This is a genomic window from Massilia sp. PWRC2 (assembly GCF_049896725.1).
Taxonomy (GTDB): Bacteria; Pseudomonadota; Gammaproteobacteria; order Burkholderiales; family Burkholderiaceae_D; genus JAFCUW01.
This window is the reverse complement of the sequence record NZ_JAFCUW010000008.1, coordinates 117,417-136,168: the sequence shown is the minus strand read 5'-3', so window position 1 is coordinate 136,168 and position 18,752 is coordinate 117,417. Positions and strand designations below refer to the sequence as shown.

21 protein-coding genes are annotated in these 18,752 nt (G+C 63.9%); 11 read left to right on the top strand and 10 right to left on the bottom strand.

Annotated elements, in window-relative coordinates; translation table 11 throughout:
• Positions 1-67: 67 nt before the first annotated feature.
• Positions 68-1,198, top strand: a complete 1,131-nt coding sequence (locus tag ACP7BZ_RS16320) for a ribonucleotide-diphosphate reductase subunit beta (RefSeq protein ID WP_426114995.1) — start codon at positions 68-70, stop codon at positions 1,196-1,198.
• 691 nt (positions 1,199-1,889) lie between these two features.
• Here the strand turns inward: ACP7BZ_RS16320 and ACP7BZ_RS16315 are convergent.
• Both ACP7BZ_RS16315 and ACP7BZ_RS16310 read right to left on the bottom strand, forming a co-directional pair.
• Positions 1,890-2,072: a hypothetical protein gene (locus ACP7BZ_RS16315; RefSeq protein ID WP_426114994.1), complete on the bottom strand. Its 183-nt coding sequence runs from the start codon at positions 2,070-2,072 to the stop codon at positions 1,890-1,892.
• Positions 2,073-2,089: 17 nt separating this feature from the next.
• Positions 2,090-3,070 (bottom strand): hypothetical protein, encoded by a 981-nt coding sequence (locus ACP7BZ_RS16310; protein ID WP_426114992.1) that lies wholly within the window; start codon positions 3,068-3,070, stop codon positions 2,090-2,092.
• 16 nt (positions 3,071-3,086) lie between these two features.
• On the opposite strand from ACP7BZ_RS16310, the gene ACP7BZ_RS16305 reads away from it, so the two are divergent.
• The 3 genes from ACP7BZ_RS16305 to ACP7BZ_RS16295 all read left to right on the top strand — a co-directional run bounded on the left by ACP7BZ_RS16305 (position 3,087) and on the right by ACP7BZ_RS16295 (position 4,222).
• The gene (locus tag ACP7BZ_RS16305) at positions 3,087-3,302 is read left to right on the top strand and encodes a hypothetical protein (RefSeq protein ID WP_426114990.1); all 216 of its coding nucleotides are present in this window, start codon (positions 3,087-3,089) and stop codon (positions 3,300-3,302) included.
• 76 nt (positions 3,303-3,378) lie between these two features.
• Positions 3,379-3,909, top strand: a complete 531-nt coding sequence (locus tag ACP7BZ_RS16300) for a YggT family protein (RefSeq protein ID WP_426114988.1) — start codon at positions 3,379-3,381, stop codon at positions 3,907-3,909.
• A gap of 28 nt (positions 3,910-3,937) precedes the next feature.
• Positions 3,938-4,222, top strand: coding sequence for a DUF167 domain-containing protein (locus ACP7BZ_RS16295; protein ID WP_426114987.1), 285 nt, complete (start codon positions 3,938-3,940; stop codon positions 4,220-4,222).
• Between the two features lie 19 nt (positions 4,223-4,241).
• Here the strand turns inward: ACP7BZ_RS16295 and ACP7BZ_RS16290 are convergent, their stop codons facing one another.
• From ACP7BZ_RS16290 to ACP7BZ_RS16255, 8 genes are all read right to left on the bottom strand, one after another.
• Complete coding sequence (locus tag ACP7BZ_RS16290) at positions 4,242-5,195, bottom strand: carbohydrate kinase family protein (RefSeq protein WP_426114985.1); 954 nt, start codon at positions 5,193-5,195, stop codon at positions 4,242-4,244.
• Positions 5,196-5,214: 19 nt separating this feature from the next.
• A complete protein-coding gene (locus tag ACP7BZ_RS16285; RefSeq protein WP_426114983.1) occupies positions 5,215-6,615 on the bottom strand; it encodes a DUF3426 domain-containing protein in 1,401 nt (466 codons plus the stop codon).
• A gap of 11 nt (positions 6,616-6,626) precedes the next feature.
• A complete protein-coding gene (prmA, locus tag ACP7BZ_RS16280) occupies positions 6,627-7,565 on the bottom strand; it encodes a 50S ribosomal protein L11 methyltransferase (protein ID WP_426114981.1) in 939 nt (312 codons plus the stop codon).
• Entirely contained in the window at positions 7,562-8,953 is a 1,392-nt protein-coding gene (gene accC, locus ACP7BZ_RS16275; protein ID WP_426114979.1) for an acetyl-CoA carboxylase biotin carboxylase subunit, read from the bottom strand. The genes prmA and accC overlap by 4 nt, the downstream gene beginning before the upstream one ends.
• A 106-nt stretch (positions 8,954-9,059) precedes the next feature.
• Positions 9,060-9,515: an acetyl-CoA carboxylase biotin carboxyl carrier protein gene (accB, locus tag ACP7BZ_RS16270; RefSeq protein WP_426114977.1), complete on the bottom strand. Its 456-nt coding sequence runs from the start codon at positions 9,513-9,515 to the stop codon at positions 9,060-9,062.
• A gap of 89 nt (positions 9,516-9,604) precedes the next feature.
• Positions 9,605-10,042: a type II 3-dehydroquinate dehydratase gene (aroQ, locus tag ACP7BZ_RS16265; protein ID WP_426114975.1), complete on the bottom strand. Its 438-nt coding sequence runs from the start codon at positions 10,040-10,042 to the stop codon at positions 9,605-9,607.
• Positions 10,043-10,157: 115 nt separating this feature from the next.
• On the bottom strand, positions 10,158-10,697 hold the full coding sequence (locus tag ACP7BZ_RS16260; protein ID WP_426114973.1) for a TlpA family protein disulfide reductase: 540 nt from the start codon (positions 10,695-10,697) through the stop codon (positions 10,158-10,160).
• A gap of 14 nt (positions 10,698-10,711) precedes the next feature.
• A complete protein-coding gene (locus ACP7BZ_RS16255; RefSeq protein ID WP_426114971.1) occupies positions 10,712-11,389 on the bottom strand; it encodes a hypothetical protein in 678 nt (225 codons plus the stop codon).
• 109 nt (positions 11,390-11,498) lie between these two features.
• Here ACP7BZ_RS16255 and mpl point away from each other — a divergent pair, with 109 nt between their 5' ends.
• The 7 genes from mpl (at position 11,499) to mtgA (ending at position 18,685) form a co-directional block, all read left to right on the top strand.
• On the top strand, positions 11,499-12,884 hold the full coding sequence (gene mpl / locus ACP7BZ_RS16250; RefSeq protein ID WP_426114970.1) for a UDP-N-acetylmuramate:L-alanyl-gamma-D-glutamyl-meso-diaminopimelate ligase: 1,386 nt from the start codon (positions 11,499-11,501) through the stop codon (positions 12,882-12,884).
• The gene (locus ACP7BZ_RS16245) at positions 12,881-13,459 is read left to right on the top strand and encodes a YqiA/YcfP family alpha/beta fold hydrolase (RefSeq protein ID WP_426114968.1); all 579 of its coding nucleotides are present in this window, start codon (positions 12,881-12,883) and stop codon (positions 13,457-13,459) included. Before mpl ends, ACP7BZ_RS16245 begins: the two co-directional genes overlap by 4 nt.
• Positions 13,456-14,052 carry a chorismate--pyruvate lyase family protein gene (locus ACP7BZ_RS16240; RefSeq protein ID WP_426114966.1) on the top strand — a complete coding sequence of 199 codons (597 nt, stop codon included), beginning with the start codon at positions 13,456-13,458 and terminating at the stop codon, positions 14,050-14,052. The genes ACP7BZ_RS16245 and ACP7BZ_RS16240 overlap by 4 nt, the downstream gene beginning before the upstream one ends.
• Before the next feature lie 3 nt (positions 14,053-14,055).
• On the top strand, positions 14,056-16,176 hold the full coding sequence (locus ACP7BZ_RS16235) for a ribonuclease catalytic domain-containing protein (protein WP_426114964.1): 2,121 nt from the start codon (positions 14,056-14,058) through the stop codon (positions 16,174-16,176).
• 96 nt (positions 16,177-16,272) lie between these two features.
• Entirely contained in the window at positions 16,273-17,151 is an 879-nt protein-coding gene (locus ACP7BZ_RS16230; RefSeq protein WP_426114963.1) for a TonB C-terminal domain-containing protein, read from the top strand.
• The gene (aroE, locus tag ACP7BZ_RS16225) at positions 17,151-17,957 is read left to right on the top strand and encodes a shikimate dehydrogenase (protein ID WP_426114961.1); all 807 of its coding nucleotides are present in this window, start codon (positions 17,151-17,153) and stop codon (positions 17,955-17,957) included. Before ACP7BZ_RS16230 ends, aroE begins: the two co-directional genes overlap by 1 nt.
• Complete coding sequence (gene mtgA / locus ACP7BZ_RS16220) at positions 17,954-18,685, top strand: monofunctional biosynthetic peptidoglycan transglycosylase (protein ID WP_426114959.1); 732 nt, start codon at positions 17,954-17,956, stop codon at positions 18,683-18,685. The genes aroE and mtgA overlap by 4 nt, the downstream gene beginning before the upstream one ends.
• Positions 18,686-18,752 lie beyond the last annotated feature (67 nt).

The following is an 18,752-nucleotide window of genomic DNA, read 5'->3' as shown; positions in this document are numbered from 1 at the left end:
AATTCACAGGGGCGCCGATCGCCGGCGTTCCTGCTATCGCACTACATAGAGCACAAGGGAAATCATCATGCTGTCATGGGACGAAGAAACTACTGCCGCTGCCGCCACCGCCACCATAGCGCCGGCGCCGCAGACACAGGTCACGCCGGCTGGCGAAGCGGCCAACGAAGCGCTGGTCGCCAAGCGCGTCAATGCGGACGACAAGCGCATTATCAATGGCAAGACGGACGTCAACCAGCTGGTGCCATTCAAATACAAATGGGCCTGGGACAAATACCTGGCCGGCTGCGCCAATCACTGGATGCCGCAAGAGGTCAACATGCAGCGCGACATCGAGCTGTGGAAAAACCCGAATGGCCTGACCGAAGACGAGCGCCGCCTGGTCAAGCGCAATCTTGGCTTTTTCGTCACCGCCGATTCGCTCGCTGCCAACAACATCGTGCTGGGCACTTACCGCCACATCACGGCACCGGAGTGCCGCCAGTACCTGCTGCGCCAGGCGTTCGAGGAAGCCATCCACACCCACGCTTACCAGTACATCGTCGAGTCGCTCGGCCTGGACGAGTCGGAAATTTTCAACGCCTACAACGAAGTCAAATCGATTCGTGACAAGGACGAATTCCTGATCCCGTTCATCAATGTGCTGACCGACCCCAGCTTCACCACCGGCACCACCGAAGCGGACCAGACCCTGCTCAAGTCGCTGATCGTGTTTGCCTGCCTGATGGAAGGGCTGTTCTTTTACGTCGGCTTTACCCAGATCCTGGCGCTCGGTCGTCAAAACAAGATGATGGGTGCTGCCGAGCAGTACCAGTACATCCTGCGCGACGAGTCGATGCATTGCAACTTCGGCATTGACCTGATCAACACCATCAAGATGGAAAACCCGCAGCTGTGGACGCCGGCCTTCCGTGAAGAGATCAAGCAGTTGTTCTTGAAGGCGGTCGACCTCGAATACGCTTACGCCGAAGACACCATGCCGCGTGGCGTGCTCGGTTTGAACGCTTCCATGTTCAAGGGATATCTGCGCTTCATCGCCAACCGCCGTTCGGTGCAGATCGGTCTCGAGCCGCTGTTCCCGCACGACGAAAATCCTTTCCCGTGGATGAGCGAAATGATCGACATGAAGAAGGAACGCAATTTCTTCGAGACCCGCGTCACCGAGTACCAGACCGGTGGTGCGCTCAACTGGGAGTAATCCGGCGAACCAGGCGGCGACCAGTTCGCGCGCTGCAGCACCCACAACCCGGCCCCGTGCCGGGTTTTTGTTTTTGCGCGTGCATCTCGTTGCGGTAACGAGACGAAATCAAGTTCGCCTCGTCGGCCGCGCGCGCGGCGGCGTGGCGTGGCCGCGCAGACAAGGCGGCGCGACGCTCCTGACGGCGCCCGGCGCCCGCGCCAGGGCCCATTGCCGCACCAGTCGATTTTGCATACGGCCTGCAGCTAACGGCGATATGCAAAGCGCAGGCGGTCTGCGCGCAGTCTTGCGCGGCACAGGCGCGGGCCGCGTCGAGCGCTGCTGGCGATGCTGGCGGGGCCGCCGACGACGCTTTCGCGCATGGCCACAGGGTGCTTGACGCGGCCATATCGATTCGCTGACGGCGTCGCGCGCAAAAAAAGCCTGCGAATTTATCGGTGTGCCTGTTGCGCAGTGTTAAGCTTTTCGTGTACTTTACGAGATTGAAAATGTCGCATTGAGCCGGCGCTGTTTGAATCGCGCGCGCAGCGGCAGATTCCACCGATTAAATGGGAAGCTGAATCACCTGGATATGCACCGGACCTCACCGCAAACCGCAAGCCGCACTGCTTGAATCAGATCAGGCATGGCGGCTTTTTCGTTTCAGGTTAGTGCGATCGGCGCCGGTGGTCAGCCTCCCGTAGTTCCCGATTTAGTTGTCGCCATGGCGCGATGACGACGGCTGAAGTGCTGCAATCGTGAGGAGTTGCAGCAGTTCAGCTGGTGCCGAATTCATTAGCGCAAACCAAGCGCCTCGTTTGTGCCGATGAATAATTCGCTCGACCGTACCCACGCTGGTCGAACGGGTTTCAACCTTGTAGCGTATTTTTTTCATCGCAGATGAAGGAGAATTCAAATGGCAACAGCAGCAAAAAAACCAGCAGCAAAGAAGCCGGCCGCGAAAGCCGCCGCCGCCCCTAAAGCAGCAGCCAAAAAAGTGACCGCCGCGGTCAAACCGGCTGCCAAAAAAGCCGCTGTCGCCGTCAAGCCAGCGGCCAAGAAAGCTGCAGCAGCCAAGCCAGCGGCAAAGAAAGCCGTCGTCAAAGCAGCAGCCAAGCCAGCCACCAAAAAAGCCAGCGTAGCGGCCAAGCCAGCAGTCAAAAAAGCAGTCGCAGCGAAAGCGGCACCCAAAGCAGCAGCGAAAGCGGCACCCAAAGCAGCAGCAAAAAAAGCCACCAGCAAGGCTGCAGCCAAGCCGGTCGCCAAAAAGGTCGCCAGCACCAAGGCAGCGAGCACCAAGGCAGCACCGGCAAAGAAAGTTGCAGCCAAGAGCGCAGCCAAGAGTGTAACTAAAGCCACGGCAAAAAGCGCCAGCAAGGCCGTCGCCAAGCCAGCAGTGACAAAAGCCGCTGCCGCCAAGCCCGCTGGCAAAAAAGCCGCCGCCAAAGCTGTCACCAAAGTCCCGGTCACCAAGCCAGCAGCCAAAAAAGCCAGTGCCAAGGCAGCGGTAAAACCCGCCGCTAAAACAGCAGCGAAGGCAGCACCGAAGGCAGCAGCGAAGGCAGCAGCGAAGGTCGCAACCAAGGTCGCACCGAAAGCCGCAGCGAAGGTTGCAGCGAAGGTTGCAGCGAAGGCCGCACCGAAGGCTGCAACCAAGGCCGCACCGAAGGCCGCACCGAAAGCGGCCGCGAAGGCCGCACCGAAGGCCGCACCGAAGGCCGCCGCCAAGCCAGTCGCCCCTACCAAAACAGCAGCCAAGCCAGCCAGCAAGGCGGCAGCCAAGCCAGCAGAAAAGACGGTAGCGGCTAAGCCAGCAGCAAAAAAGCCCGTTAAAGCTGCCGCACCGGCAGCCGCGCCTGTTGTTGCCAAACCAGTGGCCAAACCAGTGGCCAAACCAGTGGCCAAACCAGTGGCCACCCCAGTTGTAAAACCAGCCGCCAAGCCAGCCGCACCGAAAAAAGCAGCGGCACCGAAGCCTGCTGCTGCACCAAAGAGCGCTCCCGCAACGTCGAGCGTCGCTGCACCTGCGGTGGCGGCTGACAAGCCTGCTGCGCCAGCGCCGGCCGCCAAGACCGTGCTGGCGCCGGCCGCCGCCTGGCCGTTCCCGACCAGCAGCCGTCCGTAATAGCCAGCTGCGCCTCCTTCAGGCAGAATACCGCTGTGTGACTTTCACACAGCGGTATTTTTTTTAAGGAGTCGTCGTGCTCAGTATTCTCCAGTTGATCGTCGATACCATCGCCACCTTGCTCGGCGGGGTCTTGCTGCTTCGTTTCTGGATGCAGGCGATTCGTGTGCGCCCGCCGCAATCGGTGGCGCACTTTACCTATACCGTAACGGACTGGCTGGTGCGCCCCCTGCGCCGCGTGGTGCCGGGCGTCGGCGGCTATGACTGGGCCAGCCTGATCGGCGCCTTCCTGGTGGTGCTGCTGGCCAGCTCGGTGCTACTGCTGGCCGGTATGCCATTTGAATTCGTGCTCAAGGCGGCGCTGCACCGCTTCCTCACCTGGATCCTGTACGGCTTCATGGCGCTGCTGGTCATCGAAGCGATTTTCAGCTGGGTCAATCCGCAGGCGCCACTGGCGCCGCTGGTGGGCGCCCTGAATGATCCGCTGCTGCGGCCGCTGCGGCGCGTGGTGCCGCCGCTCGGTGGCCTCGATCTATCGATGCTGGTGGCGCTGATCTTGCTGCAGATCGCCAAGTTCGTGCTCGACTCGGTGTTCGGCTATCGCTGAGGCGCGCGCGGCGCCCTGGTGCAGCGCCGTGCCGCAGGGTGTGCGGCTGGCGGTGCAGGTGACGCCCAATGCGAGGAAGACCGAGGTGGTGGGGTTGATCGCGGCAGGCGAGGGCGTCGCCCTGAAAATCAAGCTGCAGGCGCAGCCGGTAGAAGGACAGGCCAATGCCGTGCTGCTCAAGTGGCTGGCCAAGACGCTGGGAGTGGCGCGAGGCGCCGTCGTCATCACCCATGGCAGCAGCAGTCGCAGCAAGCTGGTGGAAATCCGCGGCATCAGCGTCGACGCCGTGGCGGCCCTGCTGGCGCCGCCCTGAGCTTTGTGCTGAACCTTGTTTACTGCATGCGGTAGCCGAACGCCTGCTCGAATTGCCCGGCCACGCCAGCTGCCGTGAAGCGGTGGTTCTGGCCACCCTGGTGGGCGATCTTGATCGATCCGAGCAGGCTGGCCAGCCGGCCGGTGGTGCCCCAGTCAAAGCCGTTGGCGATGCCGAACAGCAGGCCGGCGCGGTAAGCGTCGCCGCAGCCGGTGGGGTCGACCACGGCGCTGGCCGGCACCGCTGGAATCATCATCCGCTCGCCATTCGCAAAAATCTCCGAACCTTGCTCGCCGCGGGTGACGATGAGGGCATCGAGCTGGCCGGCGATGGTGTCGGCCGACCAGCCGGTACGCTCCATCAGCATCTCGAATTCGTAGTCGTTGGCGGCGACGTAGGTGGCTTTGTCGATGAAGTCGCGCAGTTCTTCGCCATTGAACATGGGTAGCTGCTGGCCCGGATCGAACATGAAGGGCACGCCCGCGCTGACGCAGTCGCTGGCGTGCTTGAGCATGCCGTCGCGGCCATCGGGGGCGATCAGGGCGACCCGCAGGGGGCCGTAGTCGGCCACGTTGTTCTCATGCGAGAACTGCATGGCGCCCGGGTGGAAGGCGTTGATCTGGTTGTTGTCCTGGTCGGCCGTGACGAAGCACTGGGCGGTGTAGGCGTGGCCGATGGTGCGGATGGCGCGGGTCGATATACCCAGCTCGGCAAACCGCGCCAGGTATTCGCCGCCGTCCTGGCCGAGGGTTGCCATGATCAAGGGATCGCCGCCCAGCATCATCAGGTTGTAGGCGACGTTGGCGGCGCAACCGCCGTATTCGGTATGCAGGGTCGGCACCAGGAACGATACGTTGACCTTGTGCAGCTGGTCGGCGATCAGCGCCTCGGAAAAGCGCCCGTGGTACTGCATGATCTTGTCGAAAGCGAGCGAGCCGCAGATCAGGGTGGTGGTCGATGAAGTGTCGGTCATGGTGGCAGGGCGTCCTGGTTTAAGGGTAAAAAATGGCGAGGTGGTAGCCCGACGCCTTCAGTTGTTTGAGTTCGAAGCGCAGTTTGACGCTCTGCTCCGAGCGCGCCGCGAAGCCGTCGGTGACCAGCGCGCCAGGCGGCAGATAGTCGGCCGGTGTGAACACGCGGCGTACCAGGGTCTTGTCGCTGGCGTCGGTGAGCGCCAGTTCCAGGTGGGGCCAGGCCTGCACCAGTTCGCCCTGGTTGCGCAGCAGCGTGGTGAAGGCAAAATTGCTGATGTCGGCGCTGCCTTCGAGCGATTGCAATTCGCCCGTCTCGACTGCCAGCACATCGATCTGCGCCGGCAGTTCGACCGTGCAGCCGAGCACGGCGCAGGCCGCGACCAGCACCGGCCGCGCCGCCGGATAGCGCGCCGCCAGCGTATTTTTGAAAACCCACAGGCCCTGCGCCAGCAGCGTCACCGTCAGCACGGCCACGGCCAGCAGCGCCAGCATACGGCGGCGCGCGCCATGCTGTTCGCGCAGCCGGCTGCTGCGGACAAATTCGGGTTCGTCGTGGGCCGCTGCCAGATCGTCCATTGGCGCCGGCCGTGGCTTCGACTTCGCTTTTTCAGCTGAGGTGCTGTTGCGGCGCGCTGGCTTGGCCGCTGCCAGCGGCAGCACCGCGGGCGGTCCGGCCGGCGCAGCGGGCGCGGGTTCGTCGGCAGCCGACGAGCGCATTAACAGCGAGGCCGGCGACGGCGTCACGCTGGTCTGCCGCGCTGGCGGGACAGCAGCTGGCAGTGCCGGTGGCGCGCGCGATGGTTCGGCAGGCTGTGCGCCAACCGGTGCGCCGAACTGCGCGCCGAACGGGTCTTCCGGTTCTTCTGGCGGCGCCAGCGCCACCAGGTGTTCGATCTCCGCCTGCGGCGGTATCAACGGCGCGGCGACGGGCGACTCGCGCACCATGGCAGGCAAATCGGCTGCGGGCGCTGGTGCCGGCTCTAGTTCCTGTACCAGTTCACGCGCTGGCGCTGGCGTCGGTACGAATACCGGCGCTGGTGCTAAAACTGGCGCTGATACTAAAACTGGCGCTGATACTAAAACTGGCGCTGGCGGCACCACCGGCACCGGTTGCACCGGCTCGAGCGTGGTATCGAAGTCGATCGTGTAGACGATCTGATTGGGATCGTCGGCGCGCGTTGGCGCGGCGCTGACGATACTGTCGAGCACCGGCAGCGCCGCCGCAGCGCTACTACCTTCGGGCGGCGCCGCTGCCGCACTGCCGGCACGCGGCGGCGCGTCCGGCTCGACCAGCGCGGCGCTGCCGTCGAATACTTGATGGCAGGCGCCGCAGCGCACGATACCCCCACGCAGCTTCAACTGGTCTGCGGCCACCCGGAAGGTGGTGCCGCAGTGGGGGCAGATCGTGGCGAGCGCCATGGCGGCTCGCCTTAGCCGGCCCGGGCCGGCGGTATCCCAGCCAGTCCTTGCACCCCGTGCAGGGCGATCCAGCCGTCCTGTTCGGCCCACACCGCGAGCTTGATGAAGGGGGCATAGGCCGCCGCCACTTCCTCGGCCTGGCGTGCCAGCACGCCCGACAGGGTCAGGGTGCCGCCAGGGGCAACGCGCCCGCACAGCATCGGCGCCATCAGCTTCAATGGGCTCGAGAGGATGTTGGCGACCACGCTGTCGAAGGTGGCGCCGGCCGGCGTGGCGGCGGCAAATTCGTCGGGCAGGTAGTAATCGATGGCGCAGTTGTTACGCTCGGCGTTGTCGCGCGCCGAGACGATCGCCTGCGGGTCGATGTCGACGCCGGTAACGGCGCCTGCCCCCATTTTTTTCGCCACCATCGCCAGGATGCCGGAACCGCAGCCGTAATCGAGCACGCTGTGGCCCGGCTTTGCATGCACTTCCAGCCATTCCATGCACAAGCGCGTGGTGGGATGGCTGCCGGTGCCGAACGCCAGGCCGGGGTCGAGTTCGAGGATCAGCGCGCTTGGATCGGGCGCTTCGTGCCAGCTTGGCACCACCCAGATGTTGGTGCCGATGTGGATCGGCGCAAACTGCGACTGCGTCAGCCGCACCCAGTCTTCGTCGGCGACGGCACGCGTGCTAAATGCCGGGGCGACGCCCAGGCCAATCGCGCTGGCTGCTTGTGCGACGATGGCCGCCTGGTCGGCGTCGACATCGGTCAACGCCACCACGCGGCTGTGGTCCCACGCCGCCTCGGTCGGCTCCATGCCTGGTTCGCCAAACAGCGGGCGTTCCTGGGCGGTGCCTTCATCGGCGTCTTCCACCGATACCGACAGCGCGCCCGCTTCCATCAGCGCGTCCGACAGCGCCTCGGCATGAGCGCGGGCGATTTCGATGACGACTTCGGTCCAGCTCATGGCGCCGCCTTGGCGTCGGCTGCATCCATCATGCTCTTCAGATCGGGCTTGTTGGCCAGTTTCTGCTCGAGGTAATGGATATTGGTGCCGCCTTCGATGAAGCGGGCGTCGATCATCAGTTCACGGTGCAGGGGGATATTCGTCAGGATGCCCTCGACCACCATTTCCGACAGCGCGATCTGCATGCGGCGGATGGCCTGGTCGCGGGTGGCGCCGTAGGCGATCACTTTGCCGATCATCGAGTCGTAGTGCGGTGGCACGTAGTAGCCCGCATAGGCGTGCGAATCGACGCGGATGCCGGGGCCGCCCGGCGTGTGCCAGCCGGTGATGCGCCCTGGCGACGGGGTAAATTTGAACGGGTCTTCGGCATTGATGCGGCACTCGACAGCGTGGCCCGACAACATGATGTCGCGCTGGCGGAAGCGCAGCTTTTCGCCGCAGGCGATGCGGATCTGTTCTTGCACGATGTCGATGCCGGTGATCATTTCCGTGACCGGATGCTCGACCTGCACGCGGGTGTTCATCTCGATGAAATAGAACTCGCCATTTTCATACAAAAATTCAAAGGTGCCGGCGCCGCGGTAGCCGATCTTGCGGCACGCTTCAGCGCAGCGGTCACCGATCTTTTCGATCAGCTTGCGGGGAATGCCCGGTGCCGGTGCTTCTTCGATCACCTTTTGGTGGCGGCGCTGCATCGAGCAGTCGCGTTCGCCGAGCCAGACGGCGTTCTTGTGTTCGTCGGCGAGGATCTGGATTTCCACGTGGCGTGGATTTTCCAGGTACTTCTCCATGTACACTTCAGGATTGCCGAAGGCGGTACCGGCTTCGGTCTTGGTCATCGCCACCGCGTTGAGCAGGGCCGCTTCGGTATGCACCACGCGCATGCCGCGGCCACCGCCGCCGCCGGCCGCCTTGATGATGACGGGATAGCCGACCTTGCGGGCGGTTTGCACGATTTCCTTGGGATCGTCCGGCAGTGCGCCTTCCGAGCCGGGCACGCACGGCACGCCGGCGCGGATCATCGCCTGCTTGGCGGAGACTTTGTCACCCATCAGGCGGATCGAATCGGAGCGGGGGCCAATAAAGACGAAGCCCGATTTTTCCACCCGTTCAGCGAAATCGGCGTTTTCTGACAGGAAGCCATAGCCCGGGTGAATCGCTTCAGCGTCGGTCACTTCGGCCGCGCTGATAATGGCCGGCATGTTCAGATAGCTGAGCGTGGACGAGGCCGGGCCGATGCAGACCGACTCGTCGGCCAGCTTGACGTACTTGGCATCCTTGTCCGCTTCGGAGTGGACGACCACGGTCTTGATGCCCATTTCGCGGCAGGCGCGCTGGATACGCAAGGCGATTTCACCCCGGTTGGCGATAAGAATTTTTTCAAACATGGTAGGTTCGGTGTTTCTATGAAGCCCGGCGCAAACCGGGAACAGCATGATGAGTCAGGATCGCCACGCGCTGCACAAGCCGCGGTGGCGACTGCCGCGCGGCCGCTTAGCCGATCACGAACAGTGGTTGACCGAATTCGACCGGCTGGCCGTTTTCAACCAGGATCTTGCTGACGACGCCAGAGACTTCCGCATCGATTTCATTGAGCAGTTTCATCGCTTCAATGATGCACAAGGTGTCGCCTTCCTTGATGGTGCTGCCCACTTCGACGAAGGCCGGGGTGCCCGGTGCCGACGAACGGTAGAAGGTGCCGACCATGGGCGACTTGATGATCACACCGGTCGGCTCGGCCGGCACGTCGACCACCGCTGCCGCCGGTGCCAGCGGCGCCGCCGAATACTGCTGGGGCATGCCCTGTTGCGGCATCATCATCATCTGGCCTTGATGCATGGCCGACGACTTGACGATGCGGACCTTGCTTTCGCCTTCGGTGACTTCGAGTTCGGCGATGTCCGATTCGGCGACCAGGTCGATCAAGGTCTTGAGCTTTCGTAAATCCATGTAGAACCCCTTGGAATTATTGTGGTTTTTAAAGGCAAATGGGACGCCCGGATAAGGCGCGCCACGACAATACGTGAAGTTGACGAAGATTAACGCTTTTTGAGCGCGAAGTCGATGGCATACCGGTAGCCGTCCGTTCCCAGTCCGCAAATCGTGCCGACTGCGAGGGCCGAGAGGAAAGAATGGTGGCGGAATGCTTCACGTTGATGGACGTTAGAAATATGCACTTCCACGAACGGTATCTGAACGGCGGCAAACGCGTCGCGCAATGCCACGCTGGTATGGGTGAGGCCGCCTGGATTGATGACGATGGCGGCGATCCCCTCAGCGCGGGCGGCGTGGATGCGATCAATCAAGGCACCCTCATGGTTGCTCTGGAAACAGCTCAGTTCGGCACCCGCCGCCGCCACTTGCGCCTGCGCCGCCTGCTCAATATCGGCCAGGCTGCTACTGCCGTACACAGCAGGCTCGCGCGTGCCTAGCAGGTTGAGATTTGGGCCATTTAGCAGTAGCAACTTTTTAACCATGGCGTGGGGTGCTTTACGATACTTGGGCGCGAAAGTCTGGCATTTTGCCGACTACACCCGGGATTGGCAAGCGGTAATACTTACGCTCAATGGAATAGAACGACCGTTCGCCAGACTACAGTGCGGCGAGGTCAGCGCGCAGTTCGGCGAATTTCAGCCGTCCCAGATAGGTCTTGCGCACCTTGCCATCGGCGCCGATCAGCACGGTAAATGGCAAGCCACCATTGGTGTTGCCAAATTGCCGCGAGAGGTCGGTGCCGCTCATGCCGGCCACATACAAGGGGTAGGAAATCCGGTATTTGTCGGCAAACTGGGCGATGTTCGTCGGCGAGTCGATGCCGATGCCGAGCACGCCGATGTTTTTGCCGGCCAGTTCTTTGGACAGTTCGACCAGTTCCGGCATTTCTTGCACACAGGGGCCACACCACGGCGCCCAGAAATTGACCAGCACCGCTTTGCCTTTCCATTGAGACAGCGCGTGCGGCGCGCCGCTGGCATCGTTCATCGATTGGCCATACAAGGCGGCGACCGGTCCGGCAATGTCTGCCGCTGGCGCTGCCACTGTCTGGCTGTCGTGTTTTTTGCTGAGGGTAGCGCCGGCGCCGATGGCAATCACGGCAACGACGGCCAGCACGATCTTGTTGGTAGTGTTCATAAATTAAAAAGAAGTCAGGTTGCGGGGGAGGATACAGGGTTACCCAGCAGTGCGCGCACTGCGGTCAGGTCGGCCCGGTGGGCGCTGCCATCGGCGCGTGGTTTGAGGGCACCTTTTAAATCGTTCAGTTCGTACAGTTCAGCGTGTACCTGCTGCTTGCGCCAGTAAAAGCTGACGGTTTCGACATCATCGTAACGGCTGCCCTTGAAATGGGGCGCTGCGCCAATATCGAGGGCGATGTCGCGGTCGAGCAGAAACATCAGCACGTCCTTACTGCTGTCGGCAAACAGTTGCAGGTGGATGTCGTCATGGATGCCGGCGGTGCCGTGCAGTACCGCGCCGGTTAAATAGGGGCGAAACGGCAGCAGCCGTTCCATCACTTCGGCGGCCAGCTGGCGCAGCTGCATCAGCCGGACCGGCTGGCTGTCGGCCTGGAACAGCGCCTGGTATTTGCGCACTTGCGCTTCGATTTCGAGCCGGTCGGGCAGCAGATTGGGCACGCTGGCGTCAACGCCGGTGACCTGGCGTGCGGCTTTTTTGCGGGCCAGGTCGTAATCGGCGCCATCTTCGGCGATCAGGCGGGCGGCGCGCACGGCGATCTCGGTGCGCAGCTGGCCATGGTCAGGGTGCGGGGTCGGCATGGGGGTGGGCAACTGGGTGCTCAACTGGGTGGTCAACAGAGTGGGCAACATCGCCCGATGATACTCTGGAACGGTAAAGCGCAGCGGGTCAGGTAAAATCGCGCTTTCGCCATTCTATTTTGCGGCGCGGCCCTGTGACGCCGTCCACCACGATCCCATCATGCATATTCATATCCTCGGCATTTGCGGCACCTTCATGGGTGGCCTGGCTGTTCTGGCGAAGGCCGCGGGCCACCGCGTCACCGGCTGCGACGCCAACGTCTATCCGCCCATGAGCACCCAGCTCGAAGCCCAGGGCATCGAATTGATCCAGGGCTTCGGCCCCGAGCAGGTGGCGCTGGCGCCCGATCTGTATGTGATCGGCAACGTGGTCTCGCGCGGCAATCCGCTGGTCGAGGAAATTCTCAACCGCAGCCTGCCTTATATGTCGGGGCCCCAGTGGATGGGCGAGCACATCCTGCGTCACAAATGGGTACTCGCCGTCGCCGGTACCCACGGCAAGACCACGACGTCGGCCATGCTGGCCTGGATTCTCGAAGACGCCGGTTATGCGCCCGGCTTCCTGATCGGCGGCGTGCCGGTCAATTTTGGCGTGTCGGCACGCCTGTCCGGAGCGATACCATCGGATTATTTCGTCATCGAGGCCGATGAATACGACACCGCGTTTTTCGACAAGCGCAGCAAATTTGTCCATTACCACGCCAAGACGGCGGTGCTCAACAACCTCGAATACGATCACGCCGACATCTTCCCCGATATCGGCGCCATCGAAACCCAGTTCCACCACCTGGTGCGCACCGTGCCCGGCATCGGCCGGCTGGTGGTCAATGGCGACGAGGCGTCGCTGGCACGGGTGATCAAACGGGGTTGCTGGAGCGAGCATGAAAGTTTTGGTGTCGGCGAACACGCCAACTGGAGCATGACCGAGCACCAGGATGGCAGTTTCGAGGTGCTGTTCAATGGCGCCGTGGTGGGCAGCGTGCACTGGGAATTGACCGGGCGCCACAACCGCGCCAATGCGCTCGCCGCCATCGCTGCCGCCCGCCACGTCGGCGTGCCGGCCGCGCAGGCGGCCGCAGCGCTGGCGCGCTTTGCCTCCGTCAAGCGGCGCATGGAAGTGCGCGGCAGTGTGCACGGCGTCACCGTCTACGACGATTTTGCCCACCATCCGACCGCGATTGCCACCACCGTCGGTGGCTTGCGCCAGAAAATCGGCGCCAGCGGCCGCATCCTCGCCGTCCTCGAGCCCCGTTCGAACACCATGAAACTGGGGGCCATGAAAGATGCGCTGCCGGGCAGCCTGAAGGACGCTGACCTGGTGTTCGGCTTTGGCAGCCAGCAGGCGCTGGGCTGGAGCCTGGCCGATGCCTTCAAACCGCTGGGCGCCATCGCCCACAGCTTTGATCAGCTCGATTTCCTGGTGCAAGCCGTGGTGCAGGCGGCGCAAGCGGGTGACCATGTGCTGGTGATGAGTAATGGCGGCTTTGGCGGCATCCACCAGAAGCTGCTCGATGGCCTGGCCGCTGTGGTCCCTGCCACCGCATGATCTTGTACCTGCACGGCTTTCGCTCGTCGCCGTCGTCGTACAAGGCGACCGTGGTGGCAGCGCGCATGGCGGCACTCGGGCGCGCCGGCGAACTGGCCTGCCCGCAGCTGCCGGCGTCGCCGCGCGCGGCCATTGCGCTGGCGCGCGCGCTGGTCGATGGCGTGCCCACGGCCGAACTGGCGATTGTCGGCTCGTCGCTGGGCGGCTATTACGCCACTTATCTTGCCGAGCAACTCGGCTGCCGTGCGGTGCTGCTCAATCCCGCCGTCCACCCGCTCGACAGTCTGGCGCGCCATGTGGGCGTGACCACCGCCTGGCACTCGGAGGCGCCGTTTGAATTCAAGGTCGAGTATATCGATGAGCTGCGCGCGCTGGCGGTGCCGGCCATTACTGACCCGTCCCGTTATTTTTTGCTCGCCGCCAGCGGCGACGACGTGCTCGATTACCGCACCATGCTGGCCCATTACCAGGGCGCGCGCCAGCACGTCATCGATGGCAGCGACCATGCGATCAGCGAATTTGCCGATTACGTCGACGCCGTGCTCGACTTTTGCCTTTTGCGGGCGTCCACGTGAGCGCAGCGCGGGCAGGCTCGCTGCGGCTGACGCACTGGCATGGCCACGTCGGCGCGCTGGCGGCGCCGGCGCCGCTGGCAGCCTGGCTGACGGCGCCCGGCTCGCTCACCGCGCGCCTGATCGCCCATAGCGACGCCTTCCGGGTCCAGCGCCTGCACCAGCGCAGGGCCCTGTGCCTGGCCGATGAAGCCGCTGCCATCGGCATGGCGCGCCCGGGCCGGGTGCTCGAACGCGAGGTGCTGCTGCGCTGCGACGGGGCGGCCGTGGTGTTCGCCCACACGGTGGTACCCTTGTCCGACTCGGCCACCGACTGGCCGCTGTTTGGCGGCCTCGGCGAGCGATCGCTCGGTTCGACCCTGTTTTATGACCCTTTGGTGCGCCGCGGCGCGCTCGCATTTGCCCGCCTGCGTGCCAGCCATCCGCTGGTGCTGCGGGCGACGGCGGCGCTTGGCCCGGCTGGCGCCGCATCTTCCATGTACTATGCGCGGCGCTGCCTGTATCGCCGCCATCAAGGCAGCCTGCTGGTCACGGAGGTATTCTTGCCGCCCGTGCTGGCATTGCAGCCGACTACTCTCATCAAGAACGTGAAGTGAACCATGAATGTATTTTTTGAAGAATCCGGCGATTTTAAGGTCGGCAGCGTGTTGTCCCAGGCGGGCGAAGCCTATCAGGTGGAAATGCCGTCCGCGAAGCGTACCAAGGTAAAAATCAAGGACGTACTGCTGCAGTACGAAAAGCCGACGCCGGCCGAACTGCTCGCGTCCGCCAAGGCGATCGCCGATGAGGTCGACCTCGAGTTCTTGTGGGAAGTGGCAGGCCAGGAAGAATTCGGTTTTGCCGAGCTGGCCGCCGATTACGTCGGCCACGCGCCGCTGCCCGCCGAAGCGGCCGGCCTGATCCTGGCCCTGCACAATGCCCCCATCTATTTCTACAAGAAGGGCCGCGGCCGCTACAAGGCGGCGCCCGAGCAGTCGCTGCGGGCGGCGCAGGCGGGCATCGAAAAGAAAAAGCAGCAAGCCGTGATCCAGGCCGGCTACGTCGAGCAGCTCAAGGCGGGCACCCTGCCGGCGCCGATGCAAGCCATGGTCCAGCAACTGCTGTTCAAGCCCGACAAGAACACCATCGAATATAAGGCGCTCGAGACTGCCTGCATGGAACTGCAGACCAGCGCGCCGCGCCTGATGCTGGCCACCGGCGGCGTGTCTTCGCCGAAGGCACTGCACATGGCGCGCTTCCTGTTTGACAACTTCCCGCGCGGCGCCGGCTTTGCCGCGGTGGCGCTGCCGCCACCGCCTGCCGCCGGCAGCCTGCCGCTGGCGGCCGTGGCCGCCTTTTCGATCGACGACGTCACCACCACCGAGATCGACGATGCCTTTTCCGTCACCGTGCTCGGCGATGGCACCATCAAGGTCGGCATCCACATCGCCGCGCCGGGCCTGGGCATCAAACCGGACGACGCCATCGACAAGCTGGCGCGCGCGCGCATGTCGACCGTGTATATGCCGGGTGACAAAATCACGATGTTGCCCGACGACGTGGTGGCCGCCTTCACCCTGGCCGAAGGGCGCACCTGCCCGGCGCTGTCGCTGTACGCCACCATCGACACCGCCACCTGGTCGGTGCTGGCCACCGAAACGCGCGCCGAACTGGTGCCGATGGCGGCCAATCTGCGCCATAACGATCTCGATGAGCTGGTCAATGAAGCCACCCTGGCCAGCGGCGAAGGCGCCTACCCGCACAAGGCCGAGCTGCTGCAGCTGTGGCAGTGGGCCTTGAAACTGGAAAGCGGCCGCATGGCCAAGCGCGAAGCGTTTGGCCTGAAACCGGAGCAAAACAACCGCGTCGACTTCAATTTTTATGTCGATGACGACGTCGTCTCGGTGGTCAAGCGCAAGCGCGGCGCGCCGCTCGACAAGATCGTCGCCGAGCTGATGATTTTTGCCAACAGCACCTGGGGCAAGCTGCTGCACGACTGCGGCGTGCCCGGCATTTACCGTTCGCAAACCACGGGCGGTCCCGGCTGGGGCGCCAAGCTGCAGGTGCGCATGGTCACCCATGCGGCGCCGCACCAGGGTCTCGGGGTCGATCAGTACGCCTGGAGCACCTCGCCCCTGCGCCGGTATACCGACCTGGTCAACCAGTGGCAAATCCTGGCCTGCGCCAGCAACGGCGTCACCGCGCCGCTGGTGGCACCCTTCAAGCAGCGCGATGCCGGCCTGTTCGCCATCGTCTCGGCGTTTGATGCGGCCTACGCGGCCTATAACGAGTTCCAGCAAAACATGGAACGCTACTGGTGCCTGCGCTGGCTGGGTCAGCAGGCGGGCGAGGGCGGCCGCCGCGTCGATGCCGTGGTCTTGAAGGATGAATTGTTGCGTCTAGCCGACATTCCGCTGGTGGTGCGCCTGCCCGGCATGCCGCAGGTGGCGCGCGGCGCCGCCGTCATTCTCGACATCCTGCGCTGGGATGAAGTCGATCTGACCATCGAGGCGCGCCTGCTCGAAGTGGTGGCAGCCACCGGTGAGGGCAATGCCGCTGGCGCCGTCGACGACGACGACCGCCAGGATGAACAGACGGGCGATCTGACCGCCGACGGCGCGGACGCCGGCGCCAGCCTGCCGGCCGACAGCGGCGCCGCCGTCGCCGCCGACGCCGAAGGCATCGAGATGGTGGCCGGTGCACCGCAGGCGCCGGCGGCGGATAGTCCCTTGTCGAACTGATAGCATCGGGCACCGGCGGCGGATTTCCCTTCGGTGCCCGCAGGCAAACGCGGTAGAATTAACGTTCCGTAGTTCAATAGTTTTTGCCGGTGTCGCGTGACGTCCCTATTTCAATCTCGTTCCCTGACCATCGCCATCGCCGTCTCGGTGGTGCTCCATGCAGCCCTGCTGGCGGTGCGTTTTGTCGCTCCTGACGCCTTTGTCGTCAAGCCCGCTGATCCGGGGCTGGAAGTCATCCTCGTCAATGCCAAGCATGACCGCAAGCCGATCCAGGCCGACGCCCTGGCCCAGGCCAATCTCGATGGCGGCGGCCAGGCCGATGCCGGCCGCTCGAAGTCGCCCCTGCCCGACATGAGGAAGAGTGAAAACGGCGACAGCGTCAAGGCAGCCCAGAAGCGTATCGCCGAGCTCGAACAGGTGCAGCAAAACCTGCTCACGCTGGCGCGCGCCTCGGCTTACCGGGCGCCGCCGGTCACCGACCGCGATACCCCCGACCCCGCCCGCACTGGCCAGGACTTGCTCGAGTCGTCCAAGGCGATTGCCCGTGCCACCGCCGAACTGTCGACCACGATCGAAGACCAGAACAAGCGCCCCCGCAAAACCTACATCACGCCGAGCACCCAGGAAGTCGGTTACGCGATGTATTACAAGGCCATGCAAAAGCGGGTCGAAGAAATTGGCACCCTGAATTTTCCGCAGAAGGATGGCCGCAAGCTGTATGGCGACCTGGTGCTGTACATTCCGGTGTTCCAGGATGGCACCATTTATTTGAAGGATGGCGGCGTGCGGGTGGAAAAAAGTTCGGGCAACCCGGCCCTCGATGCGGCCGCCATGGCCATCGTGCGGCGCTCGGCGCCGTTCGGCAAATTTCCGCCGAATATGCTCTCGACCGACCGCGACGACCTGTGGGTCATCATCACCCGGTTTAAATTTACCCGCGATGAACGGCTCGAGACCAATTTGAGGGGCAATTGATGGGCGATTTTTACCGGCTCATCGGCAACCCCGTCGGCCACAGCAAGTCGCCCCTCATCCACGCCGCCTTTGCGCGCCAGCTGGGCATTGATCTGACCTACGACAGCGTGCTGGCGCCGCTCGATGGTTTTGCTGCCACGGTGGCGGCGCTGGCTGCTGCCGGCTGCAAGGGCGCCAACGTCACCGTGCCCTTTAAAATTGCGGCGTTTGCGCTGTGCACGCGCCTGAGCGCGCGCGCGCGCGCCGCGGGTGCCGTCAATACCTTGACCTTTGACGCCGGCGCCATCGCTGGCGACAACACCGATGGCGCCGGCCTGGTGGCTGACATCACCGGCAACGCCGGCCTCGCCATTGCCGGCCAGCGCGTGCTGGTGGTGGGTGCTGGCGGCGCCGCCCGCGGCGCCCTGTTGCCGCTGATCGAACAGGGCCCGGCCACGCTGACGCTGGTCAACCGCACCGCTGCCACCGCCGCCGCGGTGGCGGCGCAGTTCGATTTTCCCATCGATGTGCGCGCGTTTGCCGAGTTGAGGGGGCCGTTCGACATCGTCATCAATGCCACTTCTGCCAGCCTGACGGGAGCGCTGCCGCCGCTGCCGGCCTGCGTGTTCGGCGCTGGCACGCTGGCGCTCGACATGATGTATGGCGCGGCGTCCACGCCATTCATGGCGTTTGCCGCCGAGCACGGCGCCGCCACCCGCGATGGTCTGGGCATGCTGGTCGAGCAGGCCGCCGAAGCGTTTTATGGGTGGCGCGGCGTGCGGCCTGCCACCGCTGCCGTGCTGGCGTCGCTGCGTGCGGCGGCATGAAGGGCGCGCGGGAACGTAGCAGCGGTAGCCACAGTAGTAGCGCCAAGCGCTGGCTCAAATGGCTGGTGCTCGGGCCGCTGCTGGCGGTCCTGCTGTTGCAGGTGTATTTCTTTTTGCAGATTTGCTGGTGGTCGCGCTTTAATCCCGGCATGACCAGCTTCATGAGCGCCCAGCTCTCGAGCCTGCGCGAAACCAACCCGCGCGCCACCCTCGAGCAGCAGTGGGTGCCCTACCGCGCCATTTCGGCCAACCTGAAACGGGCGGTGATCGCCTCGGAAGACGCCAATTTTGCCGAGCATGACGGCGTCGACTGGGAGGCCTTGCAAAAAGCGTATGACCGCAACAGTAGCCGTCACCGGGTGGTGGGCGGCGGCTCGACGATCACCCAGCAGCTGGCCAAGAACCTGTTTTTGTCGGGCTCGCGCAATTATCTGCGCAAGGGCCAGGAACTGGTGATCGCCTACATGCTCGAGACGGTGCTCGACAAGGAGCGCATCCTCGAGATTTATTTGAATGTCGTCGAATTCGGCCGTGGCGTGTTTGGCGCCGAGGCCGCTGCGCGCCATTATTTTCACGCGCCGGCGTCGTCGCTGACGGCGGCGCAGGCGGCGCGGCTGGCGGTGATGCTGCCCAATCCCCGCTATTACGACGCCCACCGCAGCACCAATTACCTGGCCCGGCGCACCGGCGTCATCCTCAATCGCATGAATTCGGCAGAACTGCCCTGATCGGGACGGGGACGCTTGAGCCACAGGTGACGGGCCGGGGTGCTTGCGGTTACACTTGCGCTAGTTT

Coding starts and splice junctions, on each gene's coding strand:
- ACP7BZ_RS16320 (WP_426114995.1), top strand. CDS start 68: ATGCTGTCATGGGACGAAGAAACTACTGCCGCTGCCGCCACCGCCACC.
- ACP7BZ_RS16315 (WP_426114994.1), bottom strand. CDS start 2,072: ATGAAAAAAATACGCTACAAGGTTGAAACCCGTTCGACCAGCGTGGGT.
- ACP7BZ_RS16290 (WP_426114985.1), bottom strand. CDS start 5,195: ATGACCGACACTTCATCGACCACCACCCTGATCTGCGGCTCGCTCGCT.
- ACP7BZ_RS16285 (WP_426114983.1), bottom strand. CDS start 6,615: ATGGCGCTCGCCACGATCTGCCCCCACTGCGGCACCACCTTCCGGGTG.
- prmA (WP_426114981.1), bottom strand. CDS start 7,565: ATGAGCTGGACCGAAGTCGTCATCGAAATCGCCCGCGCTCATGCCGAG.
- accC (WP_426114979.1), bottom strand. CDS start 8,953: ATGTTTGAAAAAATTCTTATCGCCAACCGGGGTGAAATCGCCTTGCGT.
- accB (WP_426114977.1), bottom strand. CDS start 9,515: ATGGATTTACGAAAGCTCAAGACCTTGATCGACCTGGTCGCCGAATCG.
- aroQ (WP_426114975.1), bottom strand. CDS start 10,042: ATGGTTAAAAAGTTGCTACTGCTAAATGGCCCAAATCTCAACCTGCTA.
- ACP7BZ_RS16260 (WP_426114973.1), bottom strand. CDS start 10,697: ATGAACACTACCAACAAGATCGTGCTGGCCGTCGTTGCCGTGATTGCC.
- ACP7BZ_RS16255 (WP_426114971.1), bottom strand. CDS start 11,389: ATGTTGCCCACTCTGTTGACCACCCAGTTGAGCACCCAGTTGCCCACC.
- mpl (WP_426114970.1), top strand. CDS start 11,499: ATGCATATTCATATCCTCGGCATTTGCGGCACCTTCATGGGTGGCCTG.
- ACP7BZ_RS16245 (WP_426114968.1), top strand. CDS start 12,881: ATGATCTTGTACCTGCACGGCTTTCGCTCGTCGCCGTCGTCGTACAAG.
- ACP7BZ_RS16235 (WP_426114964.1), top strand. CDS start 14,056: ATGAATGTATTTTTTGAAGAATCCGGCGATTTTAAGGTCGGCAGCGTG.
- aroE (WP_426114961.1), top strand. CDS start 17,151: ATGGGCGATTTTTACCGGCTCATCGGCAACCCCGTCGGCCACAGCAAG.
- mtgA (WP_426114959.1), top strand. CDS start 17,954: ATGAAGGGCGCGCGGGAACGTAGCAGCGGTAGCCACAGTAGTAGCGCC.